A 17,836-nucleotide genomic window follows, 5' to 3' on the forward strand; every position below is an offset into this window, starting at 1 on the left:
AGGGGCCGTGCTGCTTGATGCAGCACGGTCACCAAAAATGCACCGCGATTGCAAAAAAGACTTTGTGGTGAGGATATCCCATGCCACCATCATCTTGCGTGAGGCGGACGAGCAGAGCCTGAACCGCACCACGCCTGAGCAAGCGTTTGAAACAGCTGAAAGGAGGTGATCCAGTGTCTAGAGAAGCATTGGAGAGAGGTGTCGGAACAGTTCGAGGAAAGGCAACCTAGGGCAATCCCTGGGGTAACATTTCCCCGAGTTGGCAAAGCCTAACCGGCCCCGCCTCCGTAATTCTCGAAGGGTCGCCTTAACGCAGGCGGCCCTTTTAGATTGTCACCTCTGCCCTATGCTTCCTGCCATGCTGCGCATCACCGACCAGATCACCATCGAGGACTGGGAACTGACCGAACAGTTCATCCGCTCCTCCGGCCCAGGCGGCCAGAACGTCAACAAGGTCTCGACCGCCGTCGAACTGCGCTTCGAGGCGGACCGTTCCCCCAACCTGCCCGGCCCGGTGAAGGCGCGCCTGCGCCGTCTCGCCGGCCGCCGCTGGACAAAGGAGGGTGCGGTCGTGCTGCAGGTCGACGAGACCCGCAGTCAGGCCCGCAACCGCGAGATCGCTCGCGATCGTCTGGCCGAGCTGATCCTCGAAGCCACGCGCAAACCCAAACGCCGCATCCCGACGAAACCCACGCTGGGCAGCAAGAAACGCCGCCTCGCCGCAAAGAAGCAGCGCGGCGACGTGAAGGCCCTGCGCGGCAGGGTCGATCCCGAGAACTGACGGCATCGCACCGGCCCGGGACCTTTCGCCATCCGGTAATCGCCCGCTGCACCCCGAGGAGAAGGCCGAAGGCCGCCGACGAGACAGGCAGCGCGCGCGTCAGCGCGCACCGCCGGGTCACATCGGATCAGAAGCGGTCCAGCAGCCGTTCGAGGTAGTCGCGTTCCACCTGCGGACGCTCCGTCTCGCCCGACCGCTTGCGCAGCTCGCCCAGCAGTTCCTCGGCGCGGCGATACACGTCCTCGCCCTGCAACAGGCCCTCGTCGGTGCCGACCCGGCCCGTGGTGCCGGAGTTCCGCCCGAGCGGGTCCTGCTGTTCCTGCGGGTCGCCGCCCTCGGCAAAGCCCTGCTCGCCGGACCGCTGGTTCTGCTGTTCGGCCATGGCCTCGCCAAGGCTCCGCAGACCCTCGCGCAGCGCTTCCATCGCCTGGCTCTGCTGGTCGATGGCCTCGCCCAGCTCGCCCTCGCGCAGCGCGCGTTCCGCACCGTCCATGGCGCCTTCGGCCCGCTCCAGCGCGCGTCCGGCCTCTTCACCCGCTTCAGAGCCCTGCCCCGGCAGGTTCGACCGCTGGCGGTTCAGCTCGTCGCGCAGGGCGCGCTGCCGTTCAGCCAGCCCTTCTTCCAGCGACTGCTGGCCGCCCTGGCCGTTCTCGCCCTGCTGCTGGCCCTGGCCCTGCCCTTGCTGCTCTCCGGGCTGGCCCTGACCCTGCTGGCCCTGTTGCCCCTGCTGCTGGCCTTGCTGACCCTGTTGGCCCTGCTGACCCTGGTTCAGTTCGCGGAACGCCTCGTCCGACAGCTCCTGCTGGTCGCGCAGCGTCTCCGACAGGCCCTCCATGGCCTGCTCGCCCGGGGACTGGCCCTGCCCCTGGCCCTGGGTCATCTGCATGTTCTCCAGCATTTCCTGAAGCTGGCGCATGGCTTCCTGCGCCTCGGCCATCCGGCCTTCCTCCATCAGCTCCTGGATCCGGTCCATCATGCGCTGGATGTCATCCTGCGTCATCTCCATCATCTGCGACGGATCCATCTGCTGCTGCTGGCCCTGGTTCCCCTCGCGCGCCTGCTGCTGCGCCAGTTGCCGCATGTAATCTCGGGTCGCCTCGCGCAGCTCCTGCATCAGCTCGGCGATCTCCTGGTCCGAGGCGCCGTTCTTCATCGCCTCTTCCAGCCGCTCCTGCGCCCGCTGCATCCGCTGCCGCGCATCCTCGAGGTCGCCTTCCTCCAGCTCGATCGCCAGATCCCAGAGCGCCTGCGTGATCTCTTCCTGCGCCGTGTCGGTCATGCCGATCATCGCCTGCGCCTCGATCCGGTTCAGGATCTGCTTCAGCTGCTCGGCCTGCACCTGCTTGCGGAACAGATCCTCGGGCCGGTTCAGGATCGCCCGCAGGATCTGCGCCGTGTACCCCGCGTTCTCGCGGTTCCACAGCAGCGCCTGCCGCTCCTCGATCAGCGCCGCCGCAACGGGATCGAAGAACCGCCGCCCCGGCAGGGTGATCGCCTCAGGCTCCGACAGCGCCGTCTGGCCGCGCGCATCCTCGACCTCCAGCTCCAGCCTGACCGGCAGGTTCGCCCAGGGGTGCAGCGAGAAGTTCGCCACCAGCGGCTCGGTAAAGGAGGTCCGGTCGCCCGCAACCGGCATCGGCAGCGGCACCTCGATCTGCTCACGCGCCTCCGGCTCGATCGCGCGGCCATAGCGCCGGTCGACCTCCGCCAGGTCCAGCACGATCCGCGCCCGGCCCATCACGACCCCATGGTCGTCCTCGGCGGTGAAGGGGATCTGCGCCTCGCCCTCGTAGCTCACCTCGATGTCGCCGTCGCGCCGCACCGCGGGCCCCGCGTCGGGGATCATCGCCACCTGCCACTCGCGCCCGCCGGGTCCGTCCAGCGCCACGCGCCCGGAGGTGGCAACCTCGAAATCCTGCGCCGTGTCCTGTGCCTCCTCGTCGGTCAGGGTCCGGCCGGAGACCGTCTCTTCGACGGTCAGCGATCCGACCTCGCCATACATCCTGAGCGTGATCATCGACCCCTCGGGCGCCTGGATCTCCGGGTCGGTGATGTCGTTGAGGTAGACCGACGGCAGGCGGGTGTAGGCGGGCGGCTGCATCCAGCCTTCCCACGCCGGCCCCTGCATCGCCGTGCCGTTGCCGATCCCCATGTTGGTGACCGACTGCACGCGCCCGAAGGACCCGAACAGCAGCGCCACCGACAGGAACAGCACCGCCACGTAGCGCAGCGCGAAGGGATCGGCCCGCGACACGCGCAGGTCCGGCTCCACCGCGCGCGCCTCTGCCAGCCGCGCCCTCATCCGCGCCTGGTGCGCGCGCCACACCGCCAGAGAGGCCGCGTCGCCCGCGCCCACCGCCTGCCGGTCGAGCGAGGCCTGGATCGGGTTGCCCTTCAGCGTCTGGTCCAGCCTCAGCAGCGCCGCCCCCTCGGACGGCCAGCGCATCCGCCGGACCCCGAACACCAGCGCCGCCACGCCGCCAAGGGCCAGCACCGCGCCCCCGGCCCAGACCCATTCCGTCGCCACCTCGTCCTGCAGACCCAGCATCAGCAAGGCCAGCGCGACGAAGACCACGGACCACAGCGGCCAGAACGCACGGGTGATCGCCTCCGCCACCATGCCCAGACGGGTCAGGCGCAGCGGCCAGCGGATCAGTCCTGTGACGGGGGTGTGTTGCGGTTCAGGTCGAGCCATAACGCGCCTCCAAAGGGTCGGCTGCGCGCAGGATAGCTCACAACCATTCAGGAACAGTATCGCGATTTATCATGTCGTCAAAGCTCGGCCGCGCCCGGATGACAGCGAATTGATCGCCCTTTGCCATGATTTCGGGCACCAGCGGACGGGTGTTGTATTCACTCGACATCACCGCGCCATAGGCACCCGCCGACCGGAACGCCACGAGGTCGCCGGACACCAGCGGCGGCATGGTCCGCCCCTTCGCAAAGGTGTCGCCCGTCTCGCAGACCGGCCCGACAACGTCGTAGGCCACCTGCTCCACCCCGGCCTCCGACTCGATCACCGGCACGATGTCGTGATAGGCGTCGTACATGGCGGGCCGGATCAGGTCGTTCATCGCCGCGTCGAGGATCAGGAAATCCCGCCCCTCGCCGTTCTTCACGTAGATCACCCGGCTGACGAGGATACCCGCGTTCCCGGCGATCAGCCGCCCCGGCTCGATCTCCACCTCGACGCCCAGGTGCCCGACCGTGCGCTGCACCATCGCGCCGTAATCCGTGGGAAGCGGCGGCGCCTCGTTCGACCGCGCGTAGGGGATGCCCAGTCCGCCGCCAAGATCCAGCCGCTCGATGGTGTGCCCTTCGGCGCGCAGAACTTCCGTCAGCTCCGCGACCTTGCGATAGGCCATCTCGAACGGTTCGAGCTGCGTCAGCTGCGACCCGATGTGCACGTCGATGCCCACGACCTTCAGCCCCGGCAGGGCCGCCGCCTCGGCATAGACTTCCTTCGCCCGCGCGATGGGGATGCCGAACTTGTTCTCGCTCTTGCCGGTGGCGATCTTCGCATGGGTCTTTGCATCGACGTCCGGGTTCACCCGCACCGCGATGGGCGCCACGACGCCCATCGACGAGGCGACCTCGGAAATCACCTGCATCTCCGGTTCGCTCTCGACGTTGAACTGCCGGATGCCGCCTTCCAGCGCCGCGCGGATCTCGCCACGCGTCTTGCCCACGCCGGAAAACACGATCCGGTCTCCCGGCACGCCGGCGGCCCTGGCCCGCGCGTATTCCCCGCCGGACACCACGTCCATGCCCGCGCCCTCGGCGGCCAGCGCCGTCAGGATCGCCTGGTTCGAGGCCGCCTTCACGGCGTAGCACACCATGTGAGGACCCCAGGACAGCGCCTCGTCGAACAGCCGGAAATGCCGCACCAGCGTCGCGTGGGAGTACAGGTAGAACGGCGTCTCCACCGCCCGCGCGATCTCCGCGACGGGCACGTCCTCGGCAAACAACTCACCGTCGCGATACAGGAAATGATCCAAGGCGCCGCCCTCCATGCAAACGGGGCCGCTTTAGCGCAGCCCGCGGGCAGGAACCAGCCCCCACATGCCGCCAAGGCAAGGACCGGTCCCGGCGCCCCCCTTCAGCTTGGCAGAAATACCTCCGCCGGAGGCAACCCGAGGAGAAGGCCGCAGGCCGCCGACGAGATATCAGGCGCGCGCGCCAGCGCGCCCCTCACGCCTCAGGCCACGGGCCGCGACCGGAACCACAGGTACAGCGGAAAACCGCAGCTCACCCCGATCAGGAAGGTCGCCGGGATCGCCAGAAGCGCCTCCCAGTTGCGCCGCACGGACACCTCCGCCAGCACCCAGACGGTCAGCACCACCGCCGCGATCGTCAGGTCCCAGGTCAGGCCGCGCGTCGAATCGTTCACGTACCATGCGTCGATCATCGCGCCCAGGTCCCAGCCGTTGGCGGCAAGGAAACTGACGAACCAGTACATCGGATGCACCGCACCCCAGACCGCCAGCACCAGCCAGAGCACGCGCAGCATCAGCCCGTGATCCCCATCTCGACCTTGCCGTTGACCTTGAAACTCAGCCCCGGCCCCGCAGGTTCATCCTTCTCCGGCGGGATCGGATCGCCGTCGGCGCCGCAGCCCGCAAGCGCCACCAGCGCCACCACCAGCATCACGCGAAACTTCATGCCAAACGCTCCTTCCATGCCGCCACCTGCGCGCGCACCTGCTCCGGCGCGGTCCCGCCGTAGCTCATCCGCGACCGGACCGAATTGTGCACGCCCAGCACATCGTACACGGATGCGTCGATCTTGCCATGCACCGCCTGCATCTCCTCCAGCGAGAGGTCCGGCAGGTCGCAGCCCTGCGCCTCGGCCTTGGCCACCAGCGCGCCGGTGACGTGATGCGCGTCGCGGAACGGCAGCCCGGTCTCCCGCACCAGCCAGTCCGCCAGGTCCGTCGCGGTCGAGAACCCGCTCGCCGCCGCCGTCTCCAGCGCCGGGACATTCGCGCTCATGTCGCGGACCATGCCCTCCATCGCCGCCAGCGCCAGCATCCAGTTGTCGGCGGCGTCGAAGACCTGCTCCTTGTCCTCCTGCATGTCCTTGGAATAGGCCAAGGGCAGCCCCTTCATCACCATCATCAGCGCCACGTTCGCCCCGAAGATCCGCCCGATCTTCGCACGGATCAGCTCCGCCGCATCGGGGTTCTTCTTCTGCGGCATGATCGACGACCCGGTCGAAAAGCGGTCCGACAGCGTGACAAACCGGAACTGCGCCGACGACCAGATCACCAGCTCCTCGGCAAAGCGCGACAGGTGCATGGCCGAGATCGACGCCACCGACAGGAACTCCAGCGCGAAATCCCGCGCGCTCACCGCGTCCAGCGAATTGGCCATCGGCCGGTCGAACCCCAGCGCCTCTGCCGTCGCGTGCCGGTCGATGGGGAAACCCGTCCCCGCCAGCGCCGCGGCGCCCAAGGGCGACTCGTTCATCCGCGCCCGCGCATCGCGCACCCGGCCCAGGTCCCGCCCGAACATCTCGACATAGGCCATCATGTGATGCCCCCAGGTCACCGGCTGCGCGGTCTGCAGGTGCGTGAACCCCGGCATGACCCAGTCCGCCCCGGCCTCCGCCTGGCCCACCAGCGCCCGCATCAGCGCCAGCAGCCCGCTCTCCGCCGCATCCAGCTGATCGCGCACCCACAGCCGGAAATCCACCGCCACCTGGTCGTTGCGCGAACGCGCCGTGTGCAGCCGCCCCGCCGGTTCGCCCACGATCTCCTTCAGCCGCGCCTCCACGTTCATGTGGATGTCCTCCAGCGCGGTGGAAAACACGAAGCGGCCGGACTCGATCTCTGACAAAACCGTGAGCAATCCTTCCCGGATCGCCTCCGCGTCGCTATCACTTATGATGCCCTGCGCGGCCAACATGGCGGCATGGGCCCTCGAACCGGCGACATCCTGCGCCGCGAGCCGCTGGTCGAACCCGATGGAGGCGTTGATCGCCTCCATGATGGCATCCGGCCCGGCGGCAAAGCGGCCGCCCCACATCTGGTTCGAGGTCTTGTCCGTCATGACATGCCTTTCGGAGGATCTATGAAACGTTTCGCTCTCGCGGCTCTCTATACCGCCCTCACGGCGCTGGCAAATCCGTCGCTGGCCGACGTCGACGCCGCGAAGGCCGCCGCCACCGGCGACATGAAGAAGATGGTCTTCCACGACAGCCCGAAGGACGCGGGCACCGTCGATTTCATGACCTTCGACGAAGCGCCCCTGAACCTCTCCGACTGGCAGGGCAAATGGGTGCTGGTGAACTTCTGGGCCACCTGGTGCGCCCCCTGCCGGCACGAGATGCCGATGCTGAGCCAACTCCAGTCCGAGCTCGGCGGCGACAGCTTCGAGGTCGTGACCATCGCCACCTCCCGCAATCCCCCCGCCAAGATCGAGGGCTTCTTCGAGGAAATCGGCGTCACCAACCTGCCGCTGCACCGCGACCCGCAATCCATGCTGGCCCGCCAGATGGGCGTTCTCGGCCTGCCGGTCACGGTCGTCCTGAACCCCGAAGGACAGGAAGTCGCCCGCCTCACCGGCGACGCCGACTGGTCCGGCGAGGACGCAAAGGCCCTTCTCGCGGCCCTCATGGGCGGCGCAGGCTGAGCGCGGCCCCAATCAGCAGCCCAGTCAGCAACCCATTCACCGGCCGCACAGCCGGCACCCTCGGCGCCGGCCCCTGCCTTCATCTTGGTCCAAATACCTGAAAAACGGCCGCTGCCCGGCAGGGCGGCGGCTGATCCGGCCGCGCGCAGCGCGACCTTCGGATCACCGGACATCCCCGACCCCCTCCCCGCAATCGAAAACCCCGCCCGGAGGTCCGGACGGGGCGCAGGTCTTTCAGAAAGAGAGAGAGAGAGTAACTTCGGATTATTTCAGCGCGACCAGCACCCGCCGCACGCGCAGCTTGCGCTCCTCGTTCGGCGCGTCCGTGGTCCAGCCGGCCTTCGCCGCGCCGTTCCCGTCCAGCTCCAGCGCGCCTTCCGCCATCAGCCCGTCCAGCCCGAACTCCCGGTAGTGCAGGCCCGCGCGGGTGGCCCGGGTGACACGGGTGCGCGGCTCGGCAAAGCCGTCGGGGTGGATCATGGTAAAGCGGCAGGCGCCCTCGGTGCGGTTGCAGCGGTTCGGGACAAAGCGGGTCACGGCGCCGTCGAAGGCCACGGTCTCCACCACGTCGCCGCGCGCCGTGGTCTTGTAGCGCCCGACGAAATCCGCGGAGCCGCCGGTGCCGTCATAAACGTCGAACACGTGGAGGTTGCCTTCGGTGCCACGGGCGACATGGGTCATCGCGCCGCTGCGGTCCTTCATCACCATGACCGACCCGGGGCCGAAGCGGTCGACCTGCCACGCGATATCCGCGTGCACCGTGTTTGCCGTGAAGAACAGGGCGAGGACGAGCGTCAGTGCGCGCATGAGATGCAGCTCCGTGGTCAGCCGGCCCCCACCGACAGAATAAATCTGGGCGAAATCGGGGCGGTCCGCAACTGCCATTAGTCACAATCGACCGATTGAAAACCGAGCCGGAACAATTGCCTACGGCAACACGGCACCGTTTCCGGTTCGCCTTGCAATGACCTCTCAAAAGAGACCCCTCTACCCTTTTGCATCGCCTTTCGTTGCTCGGACAACATGAGATGGTTGTACGAACAAGGACCTGTCGGGTACGGGCTTCGATTCGCGCCGGTCAAATAAGGCAGAATGTGGCAGGCTTTGCCGCATTTCGCGGACGCCTTCGGCGCGTTTACCAATTCTGACGCAACGTCATCCATCCTGGCGCGTCTGCCCGGACGAAGAAGTTAACAACCGGCCGGGAATCGGGGTCCAATCGGCCGGTTCGCACCTTAATGTGCGTTCATCGAACATGAAGATCGGTTAACCTTCGGGCCGGACCACAGAAGGAGACACCGCATACGGGCAACGCACGCTCCGTCAACCACAACGCGCGGCGGGTTAACCCGGTCGTCCGGTCAGCAACGGTTTACTTGCAATAAGGCCCGCTGCGGTAGCCCGCGACGTCGAAATGGAAGTGGTCCCGGTGGAAACGGTCGGACCTCGGACCCAGCACCGTGCCGAACGGACCGCAGGCGGCAGAGTGCATCTTCTCCAGCATCGCGCCGTCCTTGCCATGGCCCCAGTGGTGCAGAACGGAGATCTCGCTGCCGTCCTTCAGCAGCACCGCGGCGATGTCGATGGCATTGCCCTTGGAATGCTCCGACAACTTCGCGCCGCGCTGGTGATTGCGGGTCCGGCAGGCATAGGAGGCCGCGACCTTCAGCTCTGCCACACCGCCGCCGCGCTTGCCCACGGCCTTCCGCGCGCCTGAGTTCACCCATGTCTTCAAGGCCTTGGCGGTCGAGCACTGGATCGTCGCCGGGGTGCTGAGGGCAACGCCGTCGACACCGCGCAAGAGGACTGCATCCTCGATCCCGCAGGCGCCGTTGCCAGAGACCGGGCCGATCTTCTCGCCGATAAGGGCCGGGTCGCCGCAGACCATGTCGCCCTCGATCCCGATTGCGGCGAAGGCCACCCGCGCCGCGCCTGCCGCCTTGTCCAGTCCGCGATCGACCCGGCCACCGCCGCATCCGGCGAGCCCAAGCAGTACGAACAGAACAACGATGCGCTTCAACGCTTCACCTCGATCCGGCCAAAGTCTGGTTTATCAGTATCCTGACCCGCCTGCAGAATGCCACGCCGAATGGCCCGGGTGCGGGTGAAATAGGCGTGAAGCTGCTCACCGTCGCCCGTCCGGATCGCCCGCTGCAACGCAAAGAGCTCCTCGGTAAAGCGTCCGAGGATCTCCAGCGTCGCCCCCTTGTTGGTCAGGAACACGTCCCGCCACATCGTAGGGTCAGAGGCCGCGATCCGCGTGAAATCCCGGAAACCGGCGGCGGAAAACTTGATCACTTCCTGGTCCGACACGCGGCTCAGGTCGTCGGCAACGCCCACCATCGTGTAGGCGATCAGGTGCGGGATGTGGCTGACCACAGCGCACACAAGGTCATGGTGCTCCGGGTCCATGCGTTCGGTGTTAGCACCCAGCGCCTGCCAGTACTGCTCCAGCCGGGCAACCGCGTCTTCCGGCGCCGTTTCCACAGGAACGATCAGGCACCAGCGGTTGTCGAACAGGCTGGCAAAGCCCGCGTCCGGCCCCGAATGCTCCGTCCCGGCCATGGGGTGGCCGGGGACGAAGTGCACGCTGTCGGGCAGATGCGGAGAGACTTCCGCGATCACGGTCCGCTTCACCGATCCCACGTCCGTCACGGTCGCCCCGGGTTTCAGATGGGGGGCGATGGCCTCTGCCACATGGCCCATCACACCCACCGGCGTCGCCAGCACGATCAGGTCGGCGTCCGCGACGGCCTCCTCGGCGCTGTCACACACGACATTGCAGAACCCCAGCCGGCGCGCCGTCTCCCGCGTTTCGGCAGAACGGGCATAGCCCCGGATCTCCGTCGTCATGCCCGCCCGCTTCATCGCCCAGGCCATGGAGCTTGCAATCAGCCCCAGGCCGATCAGCGCGACCTTCCCGTAGTGCTCGCTCATCGCGCGCCGGCCTTGAACTGACCGATGCAGAAGGCGACGCGCCGCACCGAAGGTTCGTCGCCAACGGTGATGCGCAGGCAGTTCGGCAGCTTGTACCCCCCGACCTTGCGCACGATCAGCCCCTGCGATTGCAGGTAGAGATCGCAGGCGTCGGCCTCTTCCTTGTCGGCAAAGCGTGCCAGCACGAAGTTCGCCGTCGAGGTGTCGGACGGCACGCCATGCTCCGCCAGCGCCTCCGACAGGATCATCCGCAGGCGGGTGTTGTCATTGCGGCACTTCTCGGCCCATGCGGTGTCGCGCACGGCGGCCTCGGCCGCGGCCAGCGCGGTGTTCGACAGGTTGAATGGCCCGCGCACCCGGTTCAGCACGTCGATCACGGCCTTCGGCCCATAGCCCCAGCCGACCCGCATCCCGCCCAGCCCGTAGAGCTTCGAGAATGTCCGCGTCATCACCACGTTCTCGCGCTGCTCCACCAGCCGCGCGCCACCGTCATAGCCTTCGACGTAATCGGCATACGCCCCGTCCAGCACCAGAAGGCACTGGTCGGGCAGGCCCTCGGCCAGACGCTCGATCTCGGCCAGGCCGATCATCGTGCCGGTTGGGTTGTTGGGATTGGCAATGAACACCAGCCGCGTGCGGTCGGTGCAGCCGCCAAGGATGGCGTCCACATCGGTCACGCGGTCGCGCTCCGGCACCTCGACGGGGGTCGCCCCGGCGGCCAGCGCGCTGATGCGGTACATGCCGAAGCCGTGAACGGTGTGCAGCACCTCGGTTCCCGGCCCGGCATAGGCCTGGCACAGGAAGTGGATGATCTCGTCAGAACCCACGCCGCAGATCACCCGTTCCGGATCGACGCCGTGCACCTCACCGATGGCGGTCCGGAGAGAGGCATGGTCGGTCGACGGATAACGATGCAGCTCATGCACGGAGCGCACCACCGCGTCCTGAACCGCCGGGCTGGGGCCGAACGGGTTCTCGTTGGAGCTGAGTTTGACGACGTTGGTGATGCCGTCCACCTTCGCCTTGCCGCCTTCGTACAGCGCAATGTCCATGATACCGGGCTGCGGATCTATCGTTGCCATGGTGCTCTCCTTCGCCGCGGCAGCCTTACCCGCGTCGACCGGTCAAGAAAAGTGTTTGTTCAGCAAGGCTGACCAGCGTGACATGGGCGCACAGGCCTGACCCCGCGCGGCCTGACGGGACGGTGGGCGGGGCGCCTTTGCCGTCAGGCAAACAGCGCCGGCCCCGTCCGGTCACACCACGACGTCCATGGCCTCCTGCTGGCCCACGCCGAAGACGCGCTTGTAGCGGGCGATCTCGTCCGCCGGGCCCATCGCCTTCTTCGGGTTGTCCGAGAGTTTCACCGTCGGGTTGCCCTCCGCCGACACCGCCTTGCAGACAAGGCTGAACGGCGCCAGACGGTCGCCCGGCGCCAGTCCGCGGAAGTCGTTGGTCAGCAGAGTGCCCCAGCCGAAGGACACGCGGACCCGGCCGTTGAACTGCTGATACAGCTCGATGATCCGGTCCTCGTCCAGCCCGTCAGAGAAGATCACCAGCTTGTCGCGCGGGTCCTCGCCGCGTTCCTTCCACCAGCGGATCGCCACCTCGGCGCCGGTCGCCGGATCGCCGCTGTCGATGCGGATGCCGGTCCAGCCCGCCAGCCAGTCCGGCGCGCGCTTCAGGAAACCCTCGGTGCCGTAGGTGTCGGGCAGGATGATCCGCAGGTTGCCCTCGTGCTCCTCGTGCCAGTCCGCAAGCACATCGTAGGGCGCCTGCGCCAGTTCCGTGTCGTCCTTCGCCAGCGCCGCGTAGACCATCGGCAGTTCGTGGGCGTTCGTGCCGATCGCTTCAAGGTCGCGGTTCTTGGCGATCAGGCAGTTGGACGTGCCGGTGAAGTTCGACCCCAACCCCTCCAGCATCGCCTGCACGCACCAGTCCTGCCACAGGAAGCTGTGCCGCCGCCGCGTGCCGAAATCGGCGATGCGGATGCCGGGCACCTCGCGCAGCCGCTCCACCTTCTGCCAGAGCTTCGTCATCGCCCGGGCATAGAGGACCTGCAGTTCGAACCGGCCCATGTCGTGCAGCACTGCGCGGCCGCGCAGTTCCATCAGAACCGCCAGCGCCGGGATCTCCCACAGCATGACTTCTGGCCATTGTCCTTCGAAGGTCAGCTCGTACTGATCGCCCACCCGCTCAAGGTGATAGGGCGGCAGTTTCAGGTTCTCGAACCACTCCATGAAGTCGGACCGGAACATCTGCCGCTTGCCGTAGAAGGTGTTGCCGCGCAGCCATGTACTTTCGCCGCGCGTCAGCGAGAGCGAGCGGATGTGGTCAAGCTGTTCGCGCAGTTCCCCCTCGTCGATCAACCGCGCAAGGGGCACATCCTTCGTCCGGTTGATCAGGCTGAAGGTGACATGCGTGTCCGGCCGGTTGCGAAACACCGACTGGCACATCAGCAGCTTGTAGAAGTCCGTGTCGATCAGCGACCTGACGATCGGATCGATTTTCCACTTGTGGTTCCAGACTCTTGTGGCGATGTCCAAGCTTCCGACCCTCCCGTCTCACCCTGCCGTGATATGGCATCGGCGTCGGGTTGTGAACGGGGTTTCTCCCGCCGGGCGGCATCGGCCAGGGCCGCGATCAGCACCGCCTTGCGGATCGGTTTCGTCAGGAAGTCGTTCATGCCCGCCGCCTCGCAGGCCGCCCTGTCCGAGGCAAAGGCGTTGGCGGTCAGCGCAAGGATCAGCGGCTGCGGCATGTCAGTGCTTCGGATGCGGCGGCTGGCCTCTAGCCCGTCGAGTTCGGGCATGGCCATGTCCATCAGGATCACGTCGGGATGGATCCGCCGGGCAATCTCCACCGCTTCCCGCCCGTTCGAAGCCTCGTGAAGGGTCACCGGCTGCTTCTTGAGGAACTGCTCCACCAGCATCCGGTTGGTTTCGTTGTCGTCGGCCAGAAGCACCACCAGCGGCCGCGTGATGCCCTGCGGGACGGGATGCAGACCTGCCGCGACCGAGGGCGTTTCTGCTGCCGCCCGATCCAGGTGCACGGTCAGTTCGAAGGTGGCGCCGGTGCCGCCTGTCTTCGGCAACAGACGCAGGTCGCCGCCCAGCCGTTGTGCCAGCGCGCGGCTGATCGGCAGTCCCAGTCCGGTGCCGCCATAGCGCCGCGTCGTGGCCGCGTCCGCCTGCTGGAACACCTCGAAGATCGCCTCCGCCCGGTCCGCCGGCACGCCGATGCCGGTGTCGCTGACCAGCACAGTCAGCCGCCAGCCGTCGCCGTCCGGCTCCGCCCGTGCCGTCACCCGGACCTCGCCCGCGGCAGTGAACTTTATGGCGTTGCCGATCAGGTTCACGAGGATCTGCCGCAGCCGCCCTTCGTCGGCGCTGGCCCGCAGCGGCAGCGATCCGTCGTCCGCCAGGACGATGGACAACCCCTTTTCCGACGCCAGCGGCGTCAGCAGGCGCGCCGCTGCGGCGATGCTGTCGGACGGCACGAATGGCAGCGACTCGAAGGCCATCTGGTCGGCGTCGAGCCGCGAGAAATCCAGAACGTCATTGATGATCTGCAAGAGCGACGTGGACGCGCCGCGGATGGTGCGCACATACTCCGCGCTTTCCGGATCGAGATCATTGGCCGCCAACAGGTCGCTCATCCCGATCACCGCGTTCAGGGGCGTGCGGATTTCGTGGCTCATGGTCGCGAGGAAGGCGCTCTTGGCCTGTGCCGCCTGCTCCGCCTGCCGCTGGGCAGTCATCAGCTCGGCGTTGGTGGCGTCCTGCCGCGCGGCGCTTTCCATCAGCATATACTCGTTGTTCAGCCGCCGCCGCCAGCTGCGCACCGCGAAGGCCACGAAGGCAAAGGTCAGGTAGGACAGCATCATCACTTCGAGCAGGTGGATGAGCTGGGCCAGGCCGAAGCCGCCCGCGGTCAGCGTGTCCATCGTGAGGTAGATCGGGATGCAGAGCGACAGCACCCCAAGCTTCACCCAGCTTGCCAGCGGATGGTGCGTCATGACGTAACCGGCGTTCACCGCCGCGGCCATCAGGAAGCACAGCGCGATCAACGCCGCCTCATCGTTCGGCGCATAGGCCAGAAGCAGCAGCACGCAGGAGGCGATGGTGGCGGACTGCACCCCGGCGGAAAAGGCTGTCAGGCGCCGTTCAAGCGGCACCGATCCCCCGGCCTGCAACCGGGACAGTGTCCGCCGCAGGACCAGCGTGTCGAGCGCCTCCCCCGCGATGGTGATGAAGAAACAGTAAAGCGCGGCGATCGGCGAAACGATGTACCAGACCGCAACGGTCCCGATCACGGTGGGCACCTGCCGCAGGAAGAACTGCCTGCCCCGCGCCCGGGCGTAGCGCATGAGAAGCGTCGCCTCGCCGTAGCGTGCTTCGAACTGGGCCCTGGCGGCAGACGTGACCTTTGCGGCCTCTGGCATCGGGTGATCTCACTTTCGCGGCGAAGCTATTTCGAACTCATGAACATTGTGCCAACCCAAGAGCAAAGTCACAGTTTAAGGGCGTTTCGCCACGCGCCAGACGGCTATGCCAGCACCACGCCCGCCTGCATCATACCCTGACGCGCGGCCTTCAGCGAACCGTCAAGGTCGATGGCACGGCAAAGGTCTTCGCGCACCGTGACCGAAAAGCCCAGTTTCACGGCATCCACCGCCGAGAAGTTTACGCAGAAGTCGGTGGCCAGCCCCACCATGGTCAGCCTGTCGATACCGCGGGTGCGCAGGTAGCCCTCAAGCCCGGTGGGCGTGGTGTGGTCGTTTTCGAAGAAGGCGGAGTAGCTGTCGATTGCCGACCGGAAACCCTTGCGGATGATCAGGTCCGCGCGGTCCGTTTCCAGCTCCATGTGGAAGTTCGCGCCCGGCGAGGCATGGATACAGTGATCCGGCCAAAGCACCTGCGGCCCGTACGGCATCTCGATCATCTCGAACGGCGCCTTGCCCTCGTGCGTGGAGGCGAAAGAGGAATGTCCCGCCGGATGCCAGTCCTGCGTCAGGACCACCGCGTCGAAGTCCGCCATGAGGGCGTTGATCGGCTGGACGATCTCGTCGCCCTGCGCGACCGCAAGCGCACCGCCGGGGCAGAAATCGTTCTGGACGTCGATCACGATCAGCGCGTGCATGGCCTGTCTCTCCTTCTGGCTGCCGGAATCCACCCTAGGGCGCACATCTGGGAATTGCCATGCCCGGCGGAGGACGCTATGCCGCACGCCTTTCAACGCGGAGGATTCTCATGGCCCGGCTCGGACTGGACTTCGGTACGTCGAACACCGCCGCCGGCACGATGGCCGGGGGCAAGCCTTACGTGATCCCGCTGGAGCAGGGCGCACAGACGCTGCCCACCGCCGTCTTCGTCGATTTCGCGGAACGTCGCTACACCTACGGCACTGCCGCCGCGCGGGCGATGCGCGAAGGGGCAGAGGGCCGTTTCATGCGCGCGCTGAAGTCGATCCTCGGCACTCCGCTGGCCCGGGAACCCCGCCGCCTGCTGAACGAACGCATCACCCTTATCGAGGTCATCGCCCGCTTCCTGACGGAAATCCGCGCCCGGGCGGAGGCGCACACCGGCCTGACCTTCGACACCGCGATGTCGGGCCGCCCGGTGCGGTTCCACTCCGCCTCTGAAGAGCGCAACGCAGCCGCCCTCGAGGACCTGACAGAGGCCTACCGGATGGCCGGTTTCAAGGCGGTGGACTTCCTGCCCGAACCGGAAGCGGCGGCGCTGGCCGCGGATGCCGAAGGCCGCCTGCTGATCGTCGACATCGGTGGCGGCACCTCGGACTTCACGCTGTGCGACCGCAAAGGTGGCAACATGCAGGTGATCGCCTCCACCGGCATCAGGCTGGGCGGCACCGATTTCGACAAGGCGCTGAACCTCGCCTACGCCATGCCGCTTTTCGGCTACGAGGCGGAGATCGGGGCAGAGCTCGGCTCCCGCACCCACGCGGCGCCCAAGGCATTGTTCCACGATCTGGCGTCATGGGAAAAGATCCCCTTCGTGTATGATGCCGCTCTGCTGCGCGAAGTGCAGAAATGGATCCGCCTCGCCCCCGATCCGGAACCGTTCGAGCGTCTGGCCGAGGTTCTGGAAAGCCACCTGGGCCACGATGTCGCCTATGCCGTCGAGGCGGGCAAGATCGCGGCCAACGCCGCACCCGAGGGCCGCATCGACCTGCGGGAGGTGGAGCGCGGGCTGAGCGTGACGCTGCTGCAGGACGCGATGAACCGCACGCTGGCGGAGTTCGCCGAGCAGATCTCGGCGCAGGCGCTGCTGACGCTGTCGGAGGCGGGTGTGGCGACGGCCTCCGTGGACAAGGTGGTCTTTGTCGGCGGCTCCAGCCTCCTGGGCGCGGTGCGTAGCGCGATGGCGCGCGCCCTGCCCGACGCCGAACCCGTGGATACGGAGGTCTTTACCGCCGTGGTCCACGGCCTTGCCATTGCGGCAGATTAGCCGATTGCCTGAAACCCGCCCGGGACGTACCTCAAGCCCATGTTTACCGTCTGCGCCCTGTACCACTTCACCCGCTTCGACGACCCCGCCGCGCTGCGCGGGCCGCTGCTGGACCTCTGCCGCGCCGGGCATGTGACCGGCACGCTGCTGCTGGCACGTGAGGGGATCAACGGCACGGTCGCCGGACCGCGCGCCGGAATCGACGCCGTGCTGGCCCATATCCGCGCCCTGCCCGGCTGTGCCGATCTGGAATGGAAACTGTCGACCGCCGAGGAACGGCCCTTCGCGCGCATGAAGGTGCGGCTGAAGAAAGAGATCGTCACCATGGGCCAGCCGGATGTCGATCCGAAGGCCCGGGTGGGCCATTACGTCGAGCCCGCGGACTGGAACGACCTCATCCGGTCGCCCGACGTGGCGGTGATCGACACGCGCAACGACTACGAGATCGCCATCGGCACCTTCGAAGGGGCGGTGGACCCTGAAACCGCAACCTTCCGCGAGTTCCCGGAATGGTGGGAGAAGAACAAGGACCGCTTCCACAACAAGCGGATCGCCATGTTCTGCACCGGCGGCATCCGCTGCGAGAAGTCGACGAACTTCCTGCTGGGGCAGGGGGTGGAGGACGTCTACCACCTGAAGGGCGGCATCCTGAAGTACCTCGAAGAGGTGCCGGCCGAAGAGAGCACATGGGACGGGGCCTGCTTCGTCTTCGACGGGCGGGTGTCGGTGGAACACGGGCTGAAGGAAGGGCCGCACGTGCTGTGCCACGCCTGCCGCCGCCCGATCCTGCCCGAGGACCGCGCGCGGCCGGAATACGAACATGGCGTTTCCTGCCACCTGTGCGTGGAGGAGACCTCTGCCGAGGACAAGGCCCGGTTCCGCGAGCGGCAGAAGCAGATCGCCCTCGCCCGGTCGCGCGGCGAACGGCACCTGCACGCCGACGAGGACGACCACCCGTACGAAGGCCTGTCCTGACGGCGAAGCGTGCGCTTTGCATTGGCGGTGGCGCTGACGGATGC

Annotated in this window: 17 protein-coding genes; 5 read left to right on the forward strand and 12 right to left on the reverse strand. The window is 67.0% G+C overall.

The window, feature by feature from the left end; genetic code table 11:
* The first annotated feature begins 7 nt into the window (after positions 1 to 7).
* Both ACU0DV_RS13630 and arfB read left to right on the forward strand, forming a co-directional pair.
* Positions 8 to 169, forward strand: a complete 162-nt coding sequence (locus ACU0DV_RS13630; RefSeq protein ID WP_157814961.1) for a hypothetical protein — start codon at positions 8 to 10, stop codon at positions 167 to 169.
* Positions 170 to 358: 189 nt separating this feature from the next.
* Positions 359 to 781, forward strand: coding sequence for an alternative ribosome rescue aminoacyl-tRNA hydrolase ArfB (gene arfB, locus ACU0DV_RS13635; protein WP_100930911.1), 423 nt, complete (start codon positions 359 to 361; stop codon positions 779 to 781).
* A 127-nt stretch (positions 782 to 908) separates the two neighbouring features.
* Here arfB and ACU0DV_RS13640 read toward each other — a convergent pair whose 3' ends face one another.
* From ACU0DV_RS13640 to argH, 5 genes are all read right to left on the reverse strand, one after another.
* Positions 909 to 3,476 (reverse strand): TIGR02302 family protein, encoded by a 2,568-nt coding sequence (locus ACU0DV_RS13640; protein WP_446241628.1) that lies wholly within the window; start codon positions 3,474 to 3,476, stop codon positions 909 to 911.
* A 37-nt stretch (positions 3,477 to 3,513) separates the two neighbouring features.
* On the reverse strand, positions 3,514 to 4,779 hold the full coding sequence (gene lysA / locus ACU0DV_RS13645) for a diaminopimelate decarboxylase (protein ID WP_446269784.1): 1,266 nt from the start codon (positions 4,777 to 4,779) through the stop codon (positions 3,514 to 3,516).
* Positions 4,780 to 4,979: 200 nt separating this feature from the next.
* Complete coding sequence (locus ACU0DV_RS13650) at positions 4,980 to 5,291, reverse strand: DUF2834 domain-containing protein (RefSeq protein WP_100928608.1); 312 nt, start codon at positions 5,289 to 5,291, stop codon at positions 4,980 to 4,982.
* Positions 5,291 to 5,443, reverse strand: coding sequence for an argininosuccinate lyase (locus tag ACU0DV_RS13655; protein ID WP_100928609.1), 153 nt, complete (start codon positions 5,441 to 5,443; stop codon positions 5,291 to 5,293). Before ACU0DV_RS13655 ends, ACU0DV_RS13650 begins: the two co-directional genes overlap by 1 nt.
* Entirely contained in the window at positions 5,440 to 6,831 is a 1,392-nt protein-coding gene (argH, locus tag ACU0DV_RS13660; protein WP_446241630.1) for an argininosuccinate lyase, read from the reverse strand. The genes ACU0DV_RS13655 and argH overlap by 4 nt, the downstream gene beginning before the upstream one ends.
* Positions 6,832 to 6,852: 21 nt before the next feature.
* On the opposite strand from argH, the gene ACU0DV_RS13665 reads away from it, so the two are divergent.
* Positions 6,853 to 7,413 (forward strand): TlpA family protein disulfide reductase, encoded by a 561-nt coding sequence (locus tag ACU0DV_RS13665; protein ID WP_446241631.1) that lies wholly within the window; start codon positions 6,853 to 6,855, stop codon positions 7,411 to 7,413.
* Between the two features lie 264 nt (positions 7,414 to 7,677).
* On the opposite strand, the gene ACU0DV_RS13670 is transcribed toward ACU0DV_RS13665, so the two are convergent.
* The 7 genes from ACU0DV_RS13670 to pncA all read right to left on the reverse strand — a co-directional run bounded on the left by ACU0DV_RS13670 (position 7,678) and on the right by pncA (position 15,489).
* Positions 7,678 to 8,220, reverse strand: a complete 543-nt coding sequence (locus ACU0DV_RS13670; RefSeq protein WP_446241632.1) for a hypothetical protein — start codon at positions 8,218 to 8,220, stop codon at positions 7,678 to 7,680.
* A 565-nt stretch (positions 8,221 to 8,785) separates the two neighbouring features.
* Positions 8,786 to 9,433 carry an extensin-like domain-containing protein gene (locus tag ACU0DV_RS13675; RefSeq protein ID WP_100928613.1) on the reverse strand — a complete coding sequence of 216 codons (648 nt, stop codon included), beginning with the start codon at positions 9,431 to 9,433 and terminating at the stop codon, positions 8,786 to 8,788.
* Entirely contained in the window at positions 9,430 to 10,350 is a 921-nt protein-coding gene (locus ACU0DV_RS13680) for a prephenate/arogenate dehydrogenase family protein (RefSeq protein ID WP_100928614.1), read from the reverse strand. The genes ACU0DV_RS13675 and ACU0DV_RS13680 overlap by 4 nt, the downstream gene beginning before the upstream one ends.
* Positions 10,347 to 11,432 (reverse strand): histidinol-phosphate transaminase, encoded by a 1,086-nt coding sequence (gene hisC, locus ACU0DV_RS13685; protein WP_100928615.1) that lies wholly within the window; start codon positions 11,430 to 11,432, stop codon positions 10,347 to 10,349. Before hisC ends, ACU0DV_RS13680 begins: the two co-directional genes overlap by 4 nt.
* Before the next feature lie 171 nt (positions 11,433 to 11,603).
* Positions 11,604 to 12,893 carry a nicotinate phosphoribosyltransferase gene (gene pncB / locus ACU0DV_RS13690; RefSeq protein ID WP_100928616.1) on the reverse strand — a complete coding sequence of 430 codons (1,290 nt, stop codon included), beginning with the start codon at positions 12,891 to 12,893 and terminating at the stop codon, positions 11,604 to 11,606.
* Positions 12,830 to 14,791 carry a response regulator gene (locus tag ACU0DV_RS13695; protein WP_446241633.1) on the reverse strand — a complete coding sequence of 654 codons (1,962 nt, stop codon included), beginning with the start codon at positions 14,789 to 14,791 and terminating at the stop codon, positions 12,830 to 12,832. Before ACU0DV_RS13695 ends, pncB begins: the two co-directional genes overlap by 64 nt.
* Before the next feature lie 104 nt (positions 14,792 to 14,895).
* Positions 14,896 to 15,489 carry a bifunctional nicotinamidase/pyrazinamidase gene (gene pncA, locus ACU0DV_RS13700; protein WP_446241634.1) on the reverse strand — a complete coding sequence of 198 codons (594 nt, stop codon included), beginning with the start codon at positions 15,487 to 15,489 and terminating at the stop codon, positions 14,896 to 14,898.
* 110 nt (positions 15,490 to 15,599) lie between these two features.
* Here pncA and ACU0DV_RS13705 point away from each other — a divergent pair, with 110 nt between their 5' ends.
* The gene (locus ACU0DV_RS13705; RefSeq protein WP_446241635.1) at positions 15,600 to 16,817 is read left to right on the forward strand and encodes an Hsp70 family protein; all 1,218 of its coding nucleotides are present in this window, start codon (positions 15,600 to 15,602) and stop codon (positions 16,815 to 16,817) included.
* A gap of 39 nt (positions 16,818 to 16,856) precedes the next feature.
* Positions 16,857 to 17,792, forward strand: a complete 936-nt coding sequence (trhO, locus tag ACU0DV_RS13710; RefSeq protein ID WP_446241636.1) for an oxygen-dependent tRNA uridine(34) hydroxylase TrhO — start codon at positions 16,857 to 16,859, stop codon at positions 17,790 to 17,792.
* Positions 17,793 to 17,836 lie beyond the last annotated feature (44 nt).

The sequence above is a fragment of the Sagittula sp. genome (genome assembly GCF_052825245.1).